This window comes from Corynebacterium nasorum (assembly GCF_032821635.1).
GTDB classification, from domain to species: domain Bacteria; phylum Actinomycetota; class Actinomycetes; order Mycobacteriales; family Mycobacteriaceae; genus Corynebacterium; species Corynebacterium kefirresidentii.
The window spans coordinates 91,076-110,461 of the sequence record NZ_JAVBIE010000009.1 but is presented as its reverse complement, the minus strand read 5'-3'; the positions used below and the strand labels follow the sequence as shown (position 1 = coordinate 110,461).

20 protein-coding genes and 2 rRNA genes are annotated in these 19,386 nt (G+C 56.8%); 20 read left to right on the top strand and 2 right to left on the bottom strand.

The window, feature by feature from the left end; translation table 11 throughout:
* The 15 genes from RAE07_RS08720 to RAE07_RS08650 all read left to right on the top strand — a co-directional run.
* A 23S ribosomal RNA gene (locus RAE07_RS08720) occupies positions 1 to 131 on the top strand; the annotation flags it as partial.
* Positions 132 to 267: 136 nt separating this feature from the next.
* Positions 268 to 385: ribosomal RNA gene (rrf, locus tag RAE07_RS08715) — 5S ribosomal RNA — on the top strand.
* Positions 386 to 850: 465 nt separating this feature from the next.
* Positions 851 to 1,660, top strand: coding sequence for a tetratricopeptide repeat protein (locus tag RAE07_RS08710; RefSeq protein WP_234288096.1), 810 nt, complete (start codon positions 851 to 853; stop codon positions 1,658 to 1,660).
* Complete coding sequence (locus RAE07_RS08705; protein ID WP_316328698.1) at positions 1,660 to 2,643, top strand: HAD-IIA family hydrolase; 984 nt, start codon at positions 1,660 to 1,662, stop codon at positions 2,641 to 2,643. The genes RAE07_RS08710 and RAE07_RS08705 overlap by 1 nt, the downstream gene beginning before the upstream one ends.
* Complete coding sequence (locus tag RAE07_RS08700; RefSeq protein WP_005324658.1) at positions 2,634 to 2,795, top strand: hypothetical protein; 162 nt, start codon at positions 2,634 to 2,636, stop codon at positions 2,793 to 2,795. Before RAE07_RS08705 ends, RAE07_RS08700 begins: the two co-directional genes overlap by 10 nt.
* Positions 2,795 to 3,601 carry a TlyA family RNA methyltransferase gene (locus RAE07_RS08695; protein WP_316328697.1) on the top strand — a complete coding sequence of 269 codons (807 nt, stop codon included), beginning with the start codon at positions 2,795 to 2,797 and terminating at the stop codon, positions 3,599 to 3,601. Before RAE07_RS08700 ends, RAE07_RS08695 begins: the two co-directional genes overlap by 1 nt.
* Positions 3,598 to 4,482 carry an NAD kinase gene (locus tag RAE07_RS08690; protein ID WP_023021614.1) on the top strand — a complete coding sequence of 295 codons (885 nt, stop codon included), beginning with the start codon at positions 3,598 to 3,600 and terminating at the stop codon, positions 4,480 to 4,482. The genes RAE07_RS08695 and RAE07_RS08690 overlap by 4 nt, the downstream gene beginning before the upstream one ends.
* The gene (gene recN, locus RAE07_RS08685; protein ID WP_239208313.1) at positions 4,482 to 6,143 is read left to right on the top strand and encodes a DNA repair protein RecN; all 1,662 of its coding nucleotides are present in this window, start codon (positions 4,482 to 4,484) and stop codon (positions 6,141 to 6,143) included. Before RAE07_RS08690 ends, recN begins: the two co-directional genes overlap by 1 nt.
* 28 nt (positions 6,144 to 6,171) lie before the next feature.
* Positions 6,172 to 7,323: a putative cytokinetic ring protein SteA gene (steA, locus tag RAE07_RS08680; protein WP_239208314.1), complete on the top strand. Its 1,152-nt coding sequence runs from the start codon at positions 6,172 to 6,174 to the stop codon at positions 7,321 to 7,323.
* A gap of 3 nt (positions 7,324 to 7,326) precedes the next feature.
* Entirely contained in the window at positions 7,327 to 8,229 is a 903-nt protein-coding gene (locus RAE07_RS08675; protein ID WP_248098231.1) for a copper transporter, read from the top strand.
* A gap of 3 nt (positions 8,230 to 8,232) precedes the next feature.
* Positions 8,233 to 8,871 (top strand): NUDIX domain-containing protein, encoded by a 639-nt coding sequence (locus RAE07_RS08670; RefSeq protein ID WP_316328693.1) that lies wholly within the window; start codon positions 8,233 to 8,235, stop codon positions 8,869 to 8,871.
* Positions 8,868 to 9,758, top strand: coding sequence for a site-specific tyrosine recombinase XerD (gene xerD, locus RAE07_RS08665; RefSeq protein ID WP_239208317.1), 891 nt, complete (start codon positions 8,868 to 8,870; stop codon positions 9,756 to 9,758). Before RAE07_RS08670 ends, xerD begins: the two co-directional genes overlap by 4 nt.
* Before the next feature lie 12 nt (positions 9,759 to 9,770).
* Entirely contained in the window at positions 9,771 to 10,766 is a 996-nt protein-coding gene (locus RAE07_RS08660) for a hypothetical protein (protein ID WP_316328692.1), read from the top strand.
* Positions 10,767 to 10,893: 127 nt separating this feature from the next.
* Complete coding sequence (locus RAE07_RS08655; protein ID WP_034668724.1) at positions 10,894 to 11,766, top strand: ParA family protein; 873 nt, start codon at positions 10,894 to 10,896, stop codon at positions 11,764 to 11,766.
* 6 nt (positions 11,767 to 11,772) lie between these two features.
* Positions 11,773 to 12,570 (top strand): segregation and condensation protein A, encoded by a 798-nt coding sequence (locus RAE07_RS08650; RefSeq protein WP_200287539.1) that lies wholly within the window; start codon positions 11,773 to 11,775, stop codon positions 12,568 to 12,570.
* Here the strand turns inward: RAE07_RS08650 and RAE07_RS08645 are convergent.
* Entirely contained in the window at positions 12,567 to 13,133 is a 567-nt protein-coding gene (locus tag RAE07_RS08645) for a GNAT family N-acetyltransferase (RefSeq protein ID WP_317001694.1), read from the bottom strand. The genes RAE07_RS08650 and RAE07_RS08645 overlap by 4 nt on opposite strands.
* Before the next feature lie 88 nt (positions 13,134 to 13,221).
* Between RAE07_RS08645 and scpB the strand changes: the two genes are divergently transcribed.
* The 5 genes from scpB (at position 13,222) to RAE07_RS08620 (ending at position 18,553) form a co-directional block, all read left to right on the top strand.
* Positions 13,222 to 13,776, top strand: a complete 555-nt coding sequence (gene scpB / locus RAE07_RS08640) for an SMC-Scp complex subunit ScpB (protein ID WP_023021604.1) — start codon at positions 13,222 to 13,224, stop codon at positions 13,774 to 13,776.
* A gap of 55 nt (positions 13,777 to 13,831) precedes the next feature.
* Positions 13,832 to 14,743: a pseudouridine synthase gene (locus RAE07_RS08635; RefSeq protein ID WP_316328691.1), complete on the top strand. Its 912-nt coding sequence runs from the start codon at positions 13,832 to 13,834 to the stop codon at positions 14,741 to 14,743.
* A complete protein-coding gene (gene cmk / locus RAE07_RS08630) occupies positions 14,743 to 15,438 on the top strand; it encodes a (d)CMP kinase (RefSeq protein WP_239208322.1) in 696 nt (231 codons plus the stop codon). Before RAE07_RS08635 ends, cmk begins: the two co-directional genes overlap by 1 nt.
* The gene (gene der / locus RAE07_RS08625; protein ID WP_023021601.1) at positions 15,431 to 17,011 is read left to right on the top strand and encodes a ribosome biogenesis GTPase Der; all 1,581 of its coding nucleotides are present in this window, start codon (positions 15,431 to 15,433) and stop codon (positions 17,009 to 17,011) included. The genes cmk and der overlap by 8 nt, the downstream gene beginning before the upstream one ends.
* A gap of 156 nt (positions 17,012 to 17,167) precedes the next feature.
* On the top strand, positions 17,168 to 18,553 hold the full coding sequence (locus tag RAE07_RS08620; RefSeq protein WP_316328673.1) for an anaerobic C4-dicarboxylate transporter: 1,386 nt from the start codon (positions 17,168 to 17,170) through the stop codon (positions 18,551 to 18,553).
* On the opposite strand, the gene RAE07_RS08615 is transcribed toward RAE07_RS08620, so the two are convergent.
* The gene (locus RAE07_RS08615; RefSeq protein ID WP_023021599.1) at positions 18,550 to 19,356 is read right to left on the bottom strand and encodes a class I SAM-dependent methyltransferase; all 807 of its coding nucleotides are present in this window, start codon (positions 19,354 to 19,356) and stop codon (positions 18,550 to 18,552) included. The genes RAE07_RS08620 and RAE07_RS08615 overlap by 4 nt on opposite strands.
* Positions 19,357 to 19,386 lie beyond the last annotated feature (30 nt).

Below are 19,386 nucleotides of genomic sequence, written 5' to 3'. Positions count from 1 at the left end.
CTAAGCGGGAAGCCTGTTTTAAGATGAGGTTTCGTTAAGGTCCCCTAAAGACGATAGGGTAGATAGGCCAGACCTGGACGCACTGTAAGGTGTGAAGGCTACTGGTACTAATTGACCACAATAAACACCAACACACACTATGTGTGCTGGCAAAACAACAAAAACAAGAAACAACAAATTTGTCACTGTCGTGACCGCGTCCACTATGCAGTATCTGACACAACACCCGAACACCCATTAAAAAGAGGGTAGATGTTCTGAAGGTTTGTCGGTGGTCAATAGCTGCAGGGAAACGCCCGGTCCCATTCCGAACCCGGAAGCTAAGCCTGCACACGCTGATGGTACTGCAACCGGGAGGTTGTGGGAGAGTAAGTCACCGCCGACACCAAACAACACAAACACAACAAAATACAACAAAGAAGAGGACGGCATACCACCGTCCTCTTCTTTTTGCGTTTTACCAGCCCTCCCGGCCGGTGGAAGGCCTCAGCTGCAAAGCCAGGAGTACGGCACTAGGGCGTCCGCGGAGCGTTCAGGAACGCAATGAGCGATTAAGCCTCCTAGTGTCCTTTTGCACGCTCGTACAACTGCGCGGCCGGTCGGCGGTGAAGAGTTGTGGGGCGTTACGGGGCAGAGTGGCTTTCCACTGTGGGTGGTCCTGGCAATGTATTTGCGTCTAGTAGGATCGATCGCCGTCTCATTGAACCGGTCTGGGCGAGCGTTTGGCCTAGCGCTGTATGGCTCACGCTGCGGCAGCGCAAGAGGATCTAAATTCCGGCTTTTTCGCTTGGGGTTGTAGAATAGGGCCGGTATTTCTGTGCTAGTTCCAACCAAGAAAGGGTAGGGCTGAATGTCGGAGCGCAATCACAACGGGCGAGGTGGACGTGACCGTAAGCCACGCAATAACAAAGGCCGTGATTTTAAGGGTGACTCTCGCAAGAAGAAGTCTTTTTCGCCGCAGCGCTCCGGTTACCGTGAGGAACGCATCAATCGTCGCATGAGTGATCCAGACATCCCGGCAGAGGTGGATGTCAACGATTTGGATCCCATGGTTCTGCAGGACCTAAAATCGCTCTCGAAGGAGAACTCCGAGGCCGTCGCCAAGCATATGATCATGGCTGCGACCTGGATGGAAGACGATCCCAAGCTTGCCTTGCGCCATGCACGTGCTGCTAAGGACCGTGCCGGCCGCGTGGCTATCGCCCGAGAGGTCAATGGTATTGCCGCATATCGTGCTGGCGAGTGGAAGGAAGCGCTCGCTGAATTGCGTGCTTCCCGGCGTATTTCCGGCGGGCCTGGGCTGCTGGCCGTAATGGCTGACTGTGAGCGCGGCTTGGGACGCCCAGAAAAGGCGCTCGAGCTTGGGCGCACGGATGAGGCGGCCGACCTAGATGATGAATCTAAAATTGAGCTAGCGATTGTTTTAGCCGGAGCCCGCTTAGATATGGGCCAAGCCGAGTCTGCCGTCGTAACTATCCAACGCGCTCATCCTGATCGCGATGCACGCGGGATAGGTGCATGCCGCCTGGCTTATGCCTACGCCAACGCACTGCTGGAAGCTGGCCGGAAAGATGAGGCCAAGGATTGGTTTGAACACGCAGTGTCGATTGATGAGGGCGACTGGACCGATGCAGCGGAGCGCTTAGAGGAGTGTAAGTAGTGACGGTTCTAAGCAAACACGATGCTCTTCTGCTCGATCTTGATGGCACCGTGTGGGAAGGCGGCCGCCCACTTTCTAACGTGGTGGACGTCATCAATACCTGTGGTGTGCCGGCGGTGTACGTGACCAACAATGCTTCGCGCAGCCCAGAAGCAGTGTCGAAGATGCTGGCAGATATAGGGCTCGAGGCGACCACGCAGCAGATTGTTACTTCTGCCCAAGCAGTCCTTCAATTAGTGGCGGATGAGCTGCTAGCCACCTCGAAACTCCTCATTATTGGTGCTGATTCCTTCCGTGATTTGGCCCGCGAGATGGGCTTTGAGGTGGTCTCCAGCGCTGATGACAAGCCTGCCGCTGTTGTGCAGGGTTTTGACCGTTCTGTTGGCTGGGAACAATTGACTGAAGGGGCTCTGGCCATCCGCCAGGGAGCGAAGTTTTTCGCATCGAACCTAGATACTTCCCTGCCTATCGAGAGGGGATTTGCCGTGGGCAATGGTTCCCTCGTGGCCGCCATCCAGTCCGCCACCGGGGTAGAGCCGGTGTCTGCTGGAAAGCCTGAGCCAGCCATGTTTACTTTTGCGGCGAAGCAAATTGGTGCGAAAAAACCGCTTGCTGTAGGCGACCGTTTGGATACCGATATTGCCGGTGGTAATTCTGCTGCCATGAATACCTTCCATGTGCTTACCGGTGTTTCTGGGGAACTAGAACTTATTGAGGCACCTGTGGAGGCGCGCCCCAACTTTATTGGTGCAGGTATGCATGAACTGGCTTTGCCGGTCTCTGTTGTCCGACCTGGAGCACAGGGTGGATTTACTGCTCGGTGTGATGGACATGATCTTCTGCTCGAGGGCGGTGACGAAAAATCTACCTCCGTTCAGGCATTGCGCACCGTGTTGGAAGTTGCATGGGCCATGCCGTCACCGCCCCGCTATATTCAGCCGCGAAGCGAGCGTGCGGAAAGGGTTGTTGCGCAATGGCGGTAAAGCCGCATGATTTTCGGGCTGTCAAGGAGCCGGCAGAGATCGATGCGGAAGTAGCAGAGATCCTTGGAGAAGACGCAGCGGATTTGGCCGCTGAAGTAGATCAGCTTGATCGCGCCCACAATGTGTTGCGCGATGCATTGCAGGAGAATTAATGCCCCCACAACGTCGTAGGTTAGATGCGGAGCTGGTGCGCCGAAAGATTGCGCGGTCACGTGAGCAGGCACGGGAGATGATTAAGTCCGGCCGTGTCACGGTTGGTGGCTTCAAGGCGCAAAAGCCGGCGTCGATTGTAGAACCCGAGGTTTCCATCAAGGTAGAGGAAGCCGAAGAAGACAAGTGGGCTTCACGTGGCGCTCACAAGCTTTTGGGCGCCTTGGCGGCGTTCGACGTCGATTTGAACGGCCGAATCCTCGATGCCGGCGCTTCTACCGGTGGCTTTACGGACGTGTGCCTTGAACACGGTGCGCAGGAAGTGCTGTCTGTCGACGTAGGCTATGGGCAGTTGCTATGGCGCCTGCAAAACGATGATCGCGTAACCGTTTTAGACCGTACGAATATCCGGAATTTAACGCTGGAGCTTACCGACGGCCCTTGCGACGGCATGGTAGGCGACTTGTCCTTCATTTCCCTCCGCTTGGTATTGCCGGCCATTGTGGAATGTCTGAAGGACGGCGCTTGGTTGTTGCCCATGGTGAAGCCGCAATTTGAAGTGGGCAAAGAGCGCCTCGGAAGCGGTGGTGTCGTTCGTTCACCGGAACTGCGCAAGGAAGTAACCAAGGAAGTCGCTGAGTTTGCCCTGTCCCTTGGGTTGAGCATGCACGGAGCTGTAGCGTCCCCGCTGCCTGGGCCAAGCGGCAATGTGGAGTACTTCTTATGGCTGAAAAAGGACGGCGCTCCCACGGATCTGGCTAGAGTAGAAGAAATGATTGACCGTGCAGTCGAGGAAGGCCCGCAATGACCCGTGAGATCCTGTTGGTGCCTCATGCCAACCGCGAGCAGAACCTGCAGGCAACGTCGCGAGCAGCGGAGCTGCTACAAGATGCCGGGATTACTGTTCGAGTGTGCGCGGACGAGAAGGTCTTGCCTGGGCTAAAGCACGTCCCCCACACCGAAGACGCGGCTTCGGGGTGCGAATTAGTCCTGGTACTCGGTGGAGACGGAACCTTCCTCCGTGCAGCGGATATGGCACGTTCTGTGGATATTCCGGTGCTAGGAATCAACCTCGGGCATGTGGGATTTCTGGCTGAGTGGGAAGTCGAATCCCTAGATCAGGCCTTAGTGCGGGTCATAGACAAAAGGTACCGCATTGAGGATCGACTCACCATCGATGTCACCATCTTTGACGAGGAAGGAACCCTTCTCAATCGCAGCTGGGCTCTGAATGAGGCTTCGGTAGAAAACCAAAATCGCTCTGGAGTATTGGACGCAATTTTGGAAGTTGACCGCAGGCCGGTGTCTTCCTTCGGTTGTGATGGGGTGCTCATCTCCACGCCTACTGGGTCGACCGCCTATGCGTTTTCGGCTGGCGGGCCGGTGCTGTGGCCCTCTCTCGATGCGATTTTGGTAGTACCGAATAATGCGCACGCTTTGTTTACTAAGCCACTAGTCGTCTCGCCCAATTCTTTAGTTGCCGTTGAATCAACCATGCGTACAACTCCGGCGACCGTGATTTTGGATGGTTTCCGTGAGCTCGCAATGCCGCCGGGAGCTCGCGTGGAGGTAGTGCGAGGCGCGCGTCCGGTGCGATGGGTACGCTTGGATGACCAACCTTTTACTGACCGTTTAGTCTCGAAGCTGCGCCTGCCCGTAGAAGGGTGGCGCGGGCCGAAGGAGAAGTAGTGCTCGTCGATATTTCCATTAATGACTTGGGCGTTATTAGCCAGAGCTCCGCGGAGCTCTCTACTGGTCTAACCGTGCTTACTGGTGAGACTGGCGCGGGCAAGACCATGGTGGTTACTGGATTGCGGCTTTTAGCAGGTGGACGCGCGGATGCCTCCCGGGTGCGGGATGGGGCGAAGAAAGCAGCAGTAGAGGGGCATTTTTCCTCGGGGAAAGATTCTATCCGCGAGTTGGTCGAATCAGTAGGTGGGGAGCCCGATGAAAATGGAGAATACATCGTCTCCCGGACGGTTTCTGCTGCAGGTAGATCGAGGGCCTATTTGGGTGGTCGGGCGGTGCCTGCGGCAACCTTAGGCGAATTTGCCCGCGAACTTATTACGGTCCATGGGCAAAATGATCAGCTGCGTTTGCTTGCTCCCGAGGAACAATTGGGTGCAGTAGACCGTGCGGATCCTACGTTGACCGAGGTACGCCGTCGCTATACCGAGGCTTTTAAAGAATGGCGCCGTTTGGCAAAGGACTATAAGCGGCGTACAGAGCAGCGCCGCGAACTCGCGCAAGAGGTTGATCGCCTGCAGTTCGCGGTGGATGAGATCGACGGCGTTGCGCCGGAGCCGGGTGAGGATGAGGAGCTGGTGCAGCTGGTTCGCAAGCTGCAAGACGTCGACGGTCTTCGCGAATCCGCGGAAGTTGCACTGGCTTCTATCGACGGCACCGAGGAACTGGAAGAGGCTGCCTCGGCGTTGCTGGGCCGGGCGGTTTCGGCATTGGCGGGGACTACCGACAAGGAATTGGCCGCCTTGGGCGAACGGCTCAGTGAGATTTCTTCACAACTGGGCGATATTTCCGGCGAGCTGGGAGGGTATCTGGCCGGGTTGCCGGCGGATCCGCAGCTTTTAGAAAAGTCCTTGCAGCGCCAGCAGGAGCTTCGTACACTGACCCGCAAATATGCCGGGGATATTGACGGAGTTATAGCTTGGCGGGATGAAGCTGCAGCAAAGCTCGAATCCATGGATACCTCAACTGAAGCCCTAGAGGAATTGAAAAAGCAGGTCAAGGACGCTGAATCGGTGATGGTTGAGCGGGCTGGGGAGCTGACAAAGGGGCGCCGGCAAGCGGCGAAGGCTTTGGGGGAGCAGGTCACGCAAGAGCTGCACGGCCTAGCCATGCCGAATTCAACGTTGACGGTTGAGTTGACGCAGGCGAAATATTCTAAAACTGGCGCGGACGCGGCCGAGCTGCAGCTGAACGGAAAGCCGATCGCGTCTGCAGCTTCAGGCGGCGAACTTTCCCGTGTCATGTTGGCCTTGGAGGTGGTGCTAGCGGATGAGGACGGCGCCACCTTGGTCTTCGATGAGGTAGATGCCGGTGTGGGCGGACGCGCGGCGGTGGAAATTGGCCGCCGCCTGGCACGTTTGGCCGTGCACAACCAAGTTATCGTGGTAACACACTTGCCGCAGGTAGCAGCGTATGCCGATGCACACCTGCATGTTTCGAAGGAAAAATTCACTTCTGGTGTGGCCGAGCTTTCGCAGGACGAGCGCGTGGAGGAGTTGGCGCGCATGCTGGCAGGCTTGGATGATACGGAGACTGGTCGCGCGCACGCGCAGGAGCTTTTTGAGCGGGCACAGCAAGAAGCTTCCGCGCGCCTAACCCACTAGAAACAATAATCACGTCACAATAGGGGTCATGGCTCTGTTTTCCCGTAACCCCGAGCAGCCTGGTGCACTGCGCGATTGCACTCCGGGCGCTAAGGGGATGAAAAAATTTAGTGAAGGCGATGTCGCCGTAATTGATGCGGCTAATATCTCTCGCCACGAGGCCCAGACCCTCGTTGACCTTAAACCCTCCGCCGTGATTAACGTGGCGGAGTTTTCTACCGGTACGGTCCCCAATTATGGCCCGCACATTTTGCTTGACGCCGACATTGCCCTCGTTGAGGGCGTTGGCCAGTCCTTCGTGTCCGAGTTCAAGGATGGAAAGAAGGCGCGAATCGGGGAGGATGGCACCGTCTTTAGCGGTGATAAAGCTCTTGGCACGGGCCGCGTGGTTACTCGCGAGCGAGCAGAAAAGAACTTTACCGCGGCACAGGGTGCGCTGATTGACCACATGGAATCCTTCTTTGGCAACTCCATTGATTTTATTAACTCTGAGGGGCCGCTGCTTATCGACGGCCTCGGGGTTCCCGCTTCTGGCTCTGAGATCGCAGGCCGCAAGGTCGTGCTGTTTTCGCCAACAGACAGACACCGCGAACAGCTCAAGCAGCTGCGGAACTTTATCCGCGAGTATGAGCCGCTGCTGATTGCGGTGGGAGAGGCTGCAGATTCGTTGCTAGCACAGGGGTATAAGCCAGATTTCATCATTGGTGATCCCAATGGCGTCAGCGATGAGGCCCTGCGTTGTGGCGCCCGTGTGGTTGTTCCTGCGGATCCAGAGGGCGAGGTAGAAGGCCTTGACCGCATCCACGACCTCGGCATCGGTGCCATGACTTTTCCCGCAGCGACGCATTCAGGTACCGATTTGGGTCTGCTTTTTGCTGATTATCACGGCGCAGACCTCATCGTGCAGGCAGGCGGTGGGGTAGACCTTGATGATATTTTTGCGGATCGCACCAACCCGTCGGCGGTGCTTTCCCGGCTTAAGGCCGGCACCAAGGTGGTTGACGCGGATGCGGTGATTAACCTCTACAGTGCACCTTCGTCCAACCTTGGCTGGCTGTGGGCACTGCTGGGAATCCTGGTAGCCATTGCGGCGGTTATCCTCATTGTCGGTTTCGGCGGAAGTCAGGACTTTGCAAGTAACCTCAGTGAAACCTGGTCCAGGCTCTTTGGGGGCGCATAGAGCATGGCAAAGACTGAGCTAGTAGCAGGCTTGGGCTTCGGCGCCGCAGTAGGCGTGGCGCTGGGTGCCCTGATCATTGCTCCCAATCTGACCACCGGCATGGCCGATGATGATCCGATCCGTGAGGAGCACCGCAAGGTCGTCCAGGACAATAAGATTTTGCAGACCCAAAATGAGGCGAGCGATAAAATCGTGGCTGATTCCGGGGCGGAACTAGTAAACGGGGCATTGTCTCAGCGCCCCGTGCTCATCGTCACCACCGACGATGCAAATGGCGGAGACGTGGACGCAATCCGGAAGCTCTTGGAAACTTCCGGTGCCACGGAGGCCGGCGAGATTAAGCTGACCAAGGACTTTTTGCGCCCCGAAACTAAAGACAAGCTTTTGCCCATCCTGAAAGACACTGCGCCTAAGAAGGCAGATACCAAGGATCTGGATTCTGCGGGAGCGCTCAGCGGTGAGGTGCTCGGCACTGCATTGTCTATGGATCCTGAGAGCACGAAGCCCATGGCATCAGTGCAAGAGCGTGCGGATGTGCTCCATAAGCTGCGCGACGAAGGCTTCATTGACTACGAGGATGGGACCATCGTTCCTGCCCAGGCCATTATCGTCGTCTCTGGCAATGGCCTGCGCGGCTACCCTTCCGATGCTTTGGCGGAATTTGTTACCGGGTTGGATGATGTCAATGGTTCTGTTGTGTTTAGCGGGCGTACCAAACAAACTCAGGACGATAAGGCACTTGCCCAGGTGCGCGACCAAGATGCGAAGCTGTCCACGGTCGATGGCACCGAGCGTGCAGTCGAGCGCATTGCCGTTATTTTGGCCACCGAGGAGCAGCTCGATGGTGGTCAAGGCGATTATGGTGCCACAGAGACCGCGGATTCTGCCCTACCGGGAAAGAAATAGCTCATGGCGCATGATTTCAAGGTGCTTGACTCGCAATTGCTTGTCGACGCCCCCATTCTCGCTCTCCGCCGCGACGAGGTTGTCATGCCCGGCGATGTTTCTGCCTCCCGCGAGGTAGTAGAGCACCTAGGCGCGGTGGCAGTGGTGGCACTGGACTCGGACGAACGCATTGCCATGGTGTATCAGTATCGCCACAGCGTGGGCAAGCGCCTGTGGGAATTACCGGCAGGTTTGCTCGACGTACGCGGCGAAGATGAGCTAACCGGCGCGAAGCGGGAGTTACAGGAGGAAGCTGGTCTGAGCGCGCAGACGTGGTCAGTGCTGTCGGATTTGGTAACTTCACCGGGGTTCTGCGAAGAAGCGGTCCGTGTTTTCTTAGCCTCCGACCTTTCTGAGGTGCCGCGTATGGAGGCTACCGGGGATGAAGAAGCTGATATGGAGGTTGCTTGGGTCCGGCTCGAGGACGCCGTCGACAAGGTAATGCGGGGCGAAATCGTCAATTCCATCGCCTGCAGCGGCATTTTGGCGGCTTATGTAGTGCTGCGCGGTGGCAAGGCGACCCGCAGCGTGGATGAGCCTTTCACGTTGCGGCCGACGTCGATGAGTGCCCGGCGCACGGGCGCGGACCTGAAGCAGCTGTGAGCGCGGTCGAAGATATAGCGCAGACGTGGCTTAACCATCTAGCGGTTGAGCGAGGCGTTTCTGCCAATACGTTGAGTAATTATCGCCGTGATGTTCGGCGCTATGTCACTTGGTTGGAGGACAACGGGGTAGAGGACCTGCGCGCGGTAACGCGGCCTATGGTGGAGGCTTATCTCAAGGATCTGCGGTCAAAAATGGCTGCGTCCTCGGCTAATCGTGCTCTCATCGTAGCCCGCGGGTTGCATAAATTTTCCGTGGCAGAAGGCGTTGTAGACGTCGATGTTGCGGTTGAGGTTACCCCTCCATCAACTGGACAGCATTTGCCGGAGACGTTATCGGTGGACGAGGTTAGCGGCCTTATTGAGGCAATTCCCACTGAAACCCCGGTGGATGTGCGCGACCGTGCTCTGCTGGAAATGCTCTACGGTACTGGCGCGCGAATCTCAGAAGTAATCTCCCTAAACGTTGATGACGTTTCCTCCGCGCAAGAGGTAATCCACCTGCACGGAAAGGGCGACAAAGAGCGGATTGTGCCCTTGGGTTCGCATGCCCGCCAAGCCATTGACGCCTATTTGGTGCGGGCTCGTCCGATGCTGAGCAAAGGCACAACGCCGGCGTTGTTTCTCAATACCCGCGGCGGAGCTTTATCGCGCCAAAGCGCGTGGGCAGTGTTAAAGACAGCTGCACAGCGTGTAGATCTGGGAAAGTCCATTTCTCCCCACACCTTGCGGCATTCTTTTGCGACGCACCTGCTTGAAGGCGGCGCAGATGTGCGCACCGTGCAAGAATTGCTGGGACATTCATCCGTGACGACAACGCAAATTTATACTCACGTCACTGCCGACTCCTTGCGTGAGGTGTGGCGCACCGCTCACCCCCGTGCCTAAGAAAGGACATATATGTTTTCTACTCGTGTAGCCGGCGCGGTACTTTCTACCGCGTTGCTTTTCCCCGCGGTGGCGCAGGCACAGCTGCCACCGGAGGTAGAAGCCGCTATTGCCGCGCCTATCCCGGTTCCGGCCGGCGAAACCACGACCGTGAGCCTGCCAGTGCCGGCCGAGGCGAGCTACTCGGGTGATGGGTGGAACGTTTCTGCCTCTGGTACCTCTGCTACCATCACCGCCCCACCAGAGGGCGGCCAAATCTCTGTTCCCGTCTCCGCCCAGGGTATGAATGCAACTCTCACGCTGGTAGCTGATGGTTCGGTGGAGCAGGAAGACATTCAGGAAGAAATCGACGGTGCAGAGGGTGCTCCAGCGCCGAGGCCGGCACCGAATAGGCCGGATGACGGCGGCAATCCGCCGGCAGACAAGGGGGCCGAAGGTGGGGCGGAAAAGCCCGCGCCGGCGAAAGAGAACGAAAATCTCCCGGTAGTCCCAGGCGAAAAACCGGAACGTAAGCCGGCAGGGGAAGCCAACCTTGAAGGTGCGGAATACGTCAACCTTGAATCTCATATCGAAGGCAATACGATTACCGCGAAGATGGGGCTCAAGCAGGCCTACGACCTCTACCAGCAGTTTAAGGACACGGAGGAAAACGACGTTAAGCTGCGCTACCTTGATGGTGAAGGCAATATTATCCAAGGCGTAAAGCGCGACGTGGATGCTTCATCACGTACCCTCACTCTGACGTATCCAGAGGGGGAAGCGCCTGATAATCCCTTCATTATGCAGTTGCTGCGCAACGATGGCTCTGGTGCCGCCCTCATCGTCACTTTGCAGGACCCTAATTATCAATCTGCGTCAGAGAACCTCGATAAGCGGCAACAGGAAGAACCCAAAGATGATAATGAGAGCTCGCATATGGGCTGGATTATCGGAGGGGCAGCTGCGGCGATACTTATCGTTCTGATCGCTCTAGCGGCCGCACTCAAACGACGTTCTAGTCAACGCTAAAAGCTTGATATAAACTAAGTCTCGGTACTTTCTTGCTGTAGCGGGTACGCTTTAATGACAACGTTGTAATCAACCCTAAGCCAAGTGTCATGGTCCGGAACTTGGCGTCAAGGAAGCAGGTGTGACTGTGAGCGAAGAGGGTCTCTTTTCTGCCTCTGATGTAGAGGTGGGGCTGACCGGTCGTCCTATCCGCGAGTTGCCAGAACCCGCACCCTTGGAAAAGCATGGGCCGGCCACCATTATTTCGATGTGTAACCAAAAGGGCGGCGTGGGTAAGACCACCTCCACCATTAATATGGGAGCCTGCTTGGCTGAGTATGGCCGTAAAGTCCTCTTGGTTGACCTTGACCCGCAGGGTGCGCTTTCGGCAGGTTTGGGGCTCACACATGATGATATCGAGGACACTATCTATGACGTCATGCTCGATAGCCATACCTCTATTCACTCCGCTATCCAGCACACTGGAGTAGCAGGCCTGGATTTGGTACCGGCGAATATTGACCTTTCTGCTGCGGAAATTCAGATGGTCAATGAAGTAGGCCGCGAACACACGCTAGCTCGGGCCCTGCGCCCAGTGCGGCGCGATTATGACTTCATCATCATCGACTGCCAGCCCTCCTTGGGGCTGCTTACCGTCAACGCGCTTGCCTGTTCCCAGGGCGTGATCATCCCAATGGAGTGCGAGTTCTTCTCCCTGCGTGGTTTAGCGCTATTGACTGACACGGTGGAAAAGGTCTCTGACCGTATCAACTTTGATCTTGAGGTCATGGGCATCTTAGTGACGATGTTTGATCGCCGCACGAAGCATGCTCGGGAAGTTATGTCCCGTGTGGTGGACTATTTTGGCGATAAGGTCTTTGACACCGTAATTACTCGGACCGTTCGTTTCCCGGAAACGTCAGTGGCCGGAGAGCCGATTACTACGTGGGCGCCAAACTCTCCTGCTACGCAGCAGTATCGCAACCTGGCCAAAGAGGTCATTGAGCGCTCGACCGTTTAAGGTATCGTGACCCAGCCGGAGATTACGGGCTTTCGCATTGCACTGCGAAATTTTGAGGGCCCATTTGACCTGCTTTTGCAGCTTATCCAGTCCAAAAAGATGGACGTAACTGATGTTGCGCTTTCAGAGGTAACGGACGAGTTTGTCGCCTATACGCGGCAGCTGGGCGAGTCTGCGGATTTGGATGAAACCACTGATTTTTTGCTGGTGGCAGCGACGCTTTTGGACTTAAAGGCGGCGCGGCTCCTGCCTCGCGGTGATGTCGACGAGATTGAAGACTTGGAACTGCTGGAGTCGCGCGACCTTCTTTTTGCTCGTCTTTTGCAATATAAGGCCTATAAACTAGTAGCGGACCAATTCGCGGAGTGGCAGCGCGAGGCCCAGCGGAGCTATCCGCGGGCGGTAGCTATCGAGGAGAAGTTTGCGGAGCTACTGCCTCCTGTCTCCCTCGGCCATACGCCAGCCAGTTTCGCAGAGCTCGCCGCGGGAGTCTTCCGCCCAAAGCCGCCGGAAGAAGTGGCCACCGGCCACGTGCACTCCGTGGCGGTATCGGTACCAGAGCAAGCCGGCAAGATCCTGGAAACCCTAAAGCTACTGGGCGCCGGTCAATGGATGAGTTTTGGTTCCCTGACCCGCGATTGCACGGTTTCTATGCAAGTTGTGGGCCGTTTCTTGGCTCTTTTGGAGTTGTACAAGGCCAAGGCGGTTGACGCACAACAGGAAGAAGCGCTGGGCCAGTTGGACCTTTCGTGGACGGGTTTGGACGTTGACCCAGCGGTAGTTGCCGCCGCGAACTGGGACTAAGGACGCTGCTGGATAAACTTCAGCGTCTCGGGTGTCAGCTCGCGGTCAGAATAAACGCGTACGTCAGGCTCATCTGGGTTGTCCTCGGTGCCTACGCGGCGGCCTTCCCACACTTCTTGGAGTCCTTGCTTTTCAATGACCCGGATCGCTGCTGGGTGGTTGGTCGTCACTCGGGCGGTGATGGGGGATTCAGGATCAACCTGGTGAATGCTCTTTAGCGTCGCCGAAGTGATCTCTGTAGCAAATCCTGAGCCCCAGTGAGCAGGGCGGAGGCGGTATTTGATGTCCCAGAAATTTCCGTCTTCGACAAAAATGGCCCCACCAACTCCGACGAACTCAGAAGGATTATGGCGCATGTAGGCGGCCCATGGTCCAAAATGGTGGGCTTCCCACGACCGGGAGGAGGATTGCGCGAATGCACGGGTGGTGCGGATATCGGCAAAGCGCCCGTTGGGTCGGTGGCTCCAAATTCGCCCGTCGCTGTAGACCTTGTGGGTCTCTTCGATATTGGCAGCGGATAGTGGGATGAGAATGAGTCTGTCGGTGCGTGTAATAGTTTCCATGGCAATATGTTATCCGACTCACAATAGGAAGTGAAAGTGATTTAGGAAATCTCAGGCATCGTTTTACGCTGCAGTAAGCTTGGCTTCTATGGACCTTCCCCTCATCTCGCAGCTTCGTTCCCGCCTTGAGTCAATCTTGCTCGTGCTCGATTCCCCAGCTTCGGTGGAGTCCTTGGCGCGTGCTTTGGGGGCGGAAAGGGACGTCGTCAGTGATTGCCTGCGCGCTGTCCAGCGCGAGCTGAATGATCGTGGTTCTGGTATCGAGTTGCGCGAGACCCAAGAGGGGTGGCGCTTTTATACGCGTTCCGAAAACGCAGGCGCGGTAGAAGAATTCCTATTGGATGGCGCCCAGACAAAGCTCTCGCGTGCGGCCCTGGAGACGTTGGCGGTGGTAGCCTACCGCCAGCCCGTAACCCGCCAGCAGGTTGCCGCTGTTCGCGGCGTCAATGTCGATGGTGTTATGCGGACCCTAGGCCTGCGCGGATTGGTGCGGGAGCTGCCGCAGGATGATTTTGAAGGTGCCGCGCACCGCTATGAGACGACGGAATTGTTCCTCGAGTTATTAGGGATTGATTCTTTGGAGCGCTTGCCGGACTTGGCGCCGCTATTGCCTGACGTGGAGGCGATCGACGAGGAGTACTAGCGTGGGGTAAGATTGCCCAGGTAATCTCATATCTTCGAGAGAAAAGGACACGTACGTGACTCCTCCCGCTCGCCGTGACGGCACACCGGATAAGAAGCAGCGAGACAGTGACATCATTGTCTCTAATGCTAAGCCGGCCCGTCACCAGCATGTGTCAAAGAAAAAGCAGAAGGCTACTGCAGAATCCGTAGCCCGAGAACTGGGCGCCGATTGGCTGGTCGATGAAGACAAGCCTAAGGGGGAACGTCTCCAAAAGGTGCTCGCTAAGGCAGGCGTTGCTTCTCGTCGCCACGCTGAAATCCTCATCGATGCCGGCCGTGTTGAGGTCAACGGCAAGATCATTTCCAAGCAGGGCGTTAAGGTAAACCCCTCTGTTGACGTCATCCGAGTAGATGGTGTGCGCGTTAATGTCAACGAGGAGCACGAATATTTTGTGCTCAACAAGCCGCGCGGCATGCAGTCCACTATGTCTGATGACTTGGGCCGCCCGTGCGTAGGCGACGTGGTTTCGGAAAAGGTTGCTGCTGGCCAGCGTCTCTTTCACGTAGGCCGCCTCGACGCCGATACCGAAGGTCTGCTTATTCTCACCAATGACGGCGAGTTGGCTAACCGTTTGATGCACCCTAAGTATGAGGTGACGAAGACCTACCTCGCAACTGTTTTGGGTGAGGCCGATCGGAAGCTTGTGCGACAGCTCAAGGAAGGAATCGAGTTGGAGGATGGCCTGGCAAAGGCAGATTTTGCGCAGGTTGTAGATACCAACCAGGGATATTCTTTGGTTCGTCTTGAGCTGCATGAGGGGCGCAAGCACATTGTGCGCCGCATGTTGAAAGAGGCGGGTTTCCCCGTGCAGCGTTTGGTGCGTACCAAGCTTCATACGGTGCAGTTGGGCGATATGAAGCCTGGTGGCCTGCGTGCTCTCAATTCCAGCGAATTGATTAGTCTGTATAAGGCGGTGGAGATGTAATGATTTCTAATATGGCGAATCAGGGCCTCATCCTAGCTGTGGATGGCCCTTCTGGGACTGGTAAGTCGACCACGTGCCGCGCCCTAGCCAAACAACTCGATGCAAAGTACATCGACACTGGTGCCATGTACCGTGTAGCAACTCTTGCCGTGTTGCGTAAGGGAGTGGACCCTGCGGATACGTCCGCGGTGATTGCTGCTACAGCCGATCTGCCATTGGAAGTTTCCGATGATCCAGATTCCACCGAGGTTCTTCTCGGCGGCGAGGATGTCGCGCGCGTTATTCGGGAAGACGAAGTCACTCGCAATGTCTCCGCCGTATCTGCCATTCCGGAAGTTCGGGAAAACCTGGTAGCCCTGCAGCGCAAGCTAGCCCGCGAGGCACACCGGGCTATTGTAGAAGGGCGCGATATTGGCACCGTTGTGCTTGCTGATGCCCCTGCTAAAGCATTCATGACCGCCTCTGCTGAAGTCCGAGCCCGCCGACGTCAGGCGCAGAACGAAAGGGCAGGAATCGCTTCAGACTACGAGACGGTACTCGCAGACGTGCAGCGCCGCGATGCGGCAGATTCTTCACGCAAAACCTCGCCATTGCGCCCAGCAGACGATGCAACCTTAGTTGATACCTCGGATATGAGCCCTGAGGATGTCATACAGGCCCTGATTAACGTGGTAAAGGAGTCGGTCAATGACTAAGCACGATCCCCAGGAAGAGTCGGAGACTCAGTTCCATTACCCGGCCGGAAAGTTCGATGATGAGGTGGTAGAAGCCTCTCCTGGTTGGGCCGCTGATGACTTCAATGCCGAGGAGTTTGACTATGAGTTCGATGACTCGGAATTCGGCGAGGCCGATTTTGGTGAAGAAACAGAAGGGGAAGAGCCGCTAAGCGAAGAGGAATGGGAGGAACTCTCCCGTGCTTTTGGTGTTGAGTCCGATGATCACACCGAAGAAGCTCTGTGCACGGTAGCCATTGTTGGTCGCCCTAATGTGGGCAAGTCTTCTTTGGTCAATCGTTTCCTTGGCCGCCGCGAAGCAGTGGTAGAAGACCACCCGGGCGTTACCCGTGACCGAATCTCCTATGTAGCGGACTGGAATGGGCAACGCTTTTTGGTACAAGATACCGGCGGTTGGGATCCGAACGTCAAGGGCATCCATGGCGCAATCGCTCGCCAGGCAGAGGTGGCGATGGAAACTGCTGACGTCATCGTCATGGTGGTAGACACCAAGGTGGGAATTACTGCGACGGATGAGGTCATGGCCCGCCGCCTGCAAAAATCCCCCGTGCCGGTGATCCTAGTATCGAATAAGTTTGATTCCGATAATCAGTATGCGGATATGGCCGAGTTTTATGCGCTGGGCCTGGGCGATCCGTGGCCGGTATCTGCTCAGCACGGCCGCGGCGGCGCGGATGTGCTCGATGAGATTTTGCGGGTATTTCCGGAAGAGCCGCGGCAGACCGCGATTACTTCTGGTCCGCGCCGCGTCGCTTTGGTGGGCAAGCCTAATGTGGGTAAATCCTCCCTGCTCAATAAGCTGACCAGTGAAGAGCGCTCCGTGGTGGATAATGTCGCGGGCACCACCGTGGATCCGGTGGACTCTTTGGTACAGCTGGATGAGCAGCTGTGGAAGTTCATTGATACTGCCGGCCTGCGCAAGAAGGTCAAAAACGCGCAGGGACATGAGTACTATGCCTCCTTGCGTACGCGCGGCGTTATCGATGCTGCCGAGGTCTGCATTATGCTTATCGACGCCTCTGAGGAGATTTCTGAGCAGGATCAGCGCGTGCTTAATATGGTGCTAGAGGCAGGCAAAGCCCTCGTTATCGCATTCAATAAGTGGGACCTCATGGATGAGGACCGCCGCTACTACCTTAACCGCGAGATCGATCAGCAGCTGAGCCACCTACCGTGGGTTACGCGTGTGAATATTTCCGCCGAAACGGGCCGCGCCCTGCAGAAGCTGGAACCTGCCATGATCGAGGCGCTGGAAAGCTGGGACCAGCGCGTGTCTACGGGTCAGTTGAATAACTGGTTGCGTGAGGCCATCGCAGCTAATCCTCCGCCGATGAAAAATAACCGCCTGCCGCGCGTTTTGTTCGCCACGCAGGCATCCACGCAGCCGCCGACGATTGTCTTGTTCACGACAGGATTTTTGGATGCGGCCTATCGACGCTACCTCGAGCGCAAGTTCCGTGAGCGTTTTGGCTTTCATGGAACGCCCATCCGCATCGCAGTGCGAGTGCGGGAGAGGCGCGGCAAGAAGCGCTAGCAGTATGCCCGTTACGCTGGGATTATAGCATTCAGGCGAGCGATTTTTGCACTGAAAACGGTGTGAGAATTAGCTCGCCTGTCCGTTTATGTCCGTTCATGTGGGGATCGATAGGATATAACCAGTTATAGATCCTCTCGTGATGGAAGGCTTTGTATGTTAGCCAGCGTAATCGCGCCAGATTCAATTCTGGCCATCGTGCTCCAGATCATCATTATCCTTAGCGCCCTGCTCTTGGGCACTCGCTATGGTGGCATCGGGCTGGGACTAATCTCCGGCATCGGTCTGATGCTCATGGTCTTTGTTTTCGGCCTCGCCCCGGGCGAGCCTCCGGTGTCAGTGATGCTGACCATCATCGCAGTCATTGGTTGCGCGGCTACCTTGCAACAGGCCCGCGGGTTGGAAGTGATGATGCAATTTGCCGAAAAGTTCCTTCGCGCCCACCCAGAGCGCATCACCATCCTCGCGCCGCTTACTACCTGGTTCTTGACGGTCCTATGCGGTACGGGCCACGTGGTGTACACGATGTTTCCGATTATTGAGGACATTGCGCTGAAAAAGGGCATCCGCCCAGAACGCCCGATGGCTGTCGCCTCGACGTCGGCGCAGATGGGTATTACGGCCTCTCCAGTGTCTGTGGCCACCGTGTCCTTGGCGTCTATCATCGCGGAAAATGCCGGCGCTATCGACCACGCCTATTCCATCCCGCAGATCCTGATGGTGGCTCTTCCAGCGTCACTTTCTGGCGTCATTCTTGCCGCACTGTGGTCGATGCGCCGCGGCAAGGACTTGGACGAGGATCCGGCATTCCAGGAGCGAATGAAGGATCCGGAGTTTGCCGAAAGCATCAACCAATCCACTGGGTCGCTTATGGATGAGGAATTTTCGCCGGAAGCAAAGCGTGCGGTAGTTATCTTCCTCGTCGCTATCGCCAGCGTTGTCGCCCTCGGTGCCTTTGAATTCCTTCGCCCGCTTGTTCCGGGAGATGATGGCGAGCTAAGCCCGCTGTCTATGAACCTGGTTATCCAAATGGTCATGCTGGTAGCCGGCGCAATTATCTTGCTCAGCTGCAAGGCAGACCCAAAAAAGATCGCTTCCACCCCGGTGTTTAAAGCCGGCATGACCGCAGTATTCTCCGTGTTCGGTGTGGCCTGGATGGCGGATACCTTCTTCGAAGCCCATATCGACGCTTTGGAATCCAACCTGGGCTCCGTAGTGGAGGCCGCCCCATGGGCCTACGCCGTGGTGCTGGTCATCGTGTCTAAGCTGGTGAACTCGCAGGCCGCGGCCTTGGTTGCAATTGCTCCGATTGGCCTGCAGCTGGGCATCGACCCTGCCATCATCGTCGGTTTCTACGGCGCGGCCTACGGCTACTTCATCTTGCCCACCTACCCCTCGGACCTTGCCTGCATCGGCTTTGACCGCACGGGAACGACGCACATTGGCAAGTTCGTCATCAACCACTCCTTCCTGATTCCCGGCGCCATCTCGGTATTTACTTCCTGCGTCGTGGGCTCGCTCCTAGCGCAGATCCTGCTTTAATCCGACTCCCGTACCAGCACAAAGGCATCCGTGCGGTACGGGATGTGCAGTTTTTGTCCGGGCGTATATCCCAAGTGCTCGTAGAGGTACCAGTCCAGGTTGTGGGTCATGCGCTCATGGATGGCTTCGCCGTTGCGTAGCCAGTAAGACCGGGTATGCATTAGCTGGTGAAGTTGTTCCGGGGTAAGTTCGTGCTCCCAGGTCAGGCGGAGTTCTCGCTCTAAAGACCACGGCGCCGTATAGTCCGGGTAGAAACCCGGTTTATGTACATCGCCAGAGTGCATAATGCGAGAAAGCCGCAAAACCCATGGGTCGGCATTGACATCGAGCGTATTCCAGACCAAGAGGATTTTTCCGCCCGGCGCGAGGACGCGGTCAAGCTCTGCGCAGGCGGCTGCCACATCAACCCAGTGCCAGGTTTGGGCGAGGCAGGCTGCGTCTAAGGAGGCGTCGGCAAGCGCGGTGTTTTCGGCCGTAGCACGCAGGACCGGCAGGTGTAGACGGGAAGCGAGAACTCCCGCCATATCGGCGGAAGGCTCCAAGGCTATAACCCGCTCATTGGGAAGGGACTCAGTGAGCTTTCCGGTACCTGCACCTATATCAGCTACGGTGTGGGCAGGGGCGATAAGGGCAGTGACTTCGTCCGGATAGCCAGGGCGTACATCGTGGTACGTGCTAGCGCCGCGGCGGAAGGCTTGGGCGGAGGCGGTGCGTTGCGCGGCAGTGCGGAAACCGGGGCCTTGCTTCGTGGAGGCCTTGCGGTAGCTAGGAAAGTGACGGGGATCTGGGCGGCGAGTCGACATAGCTCATCTAACCTACCGCGAATTAGAATG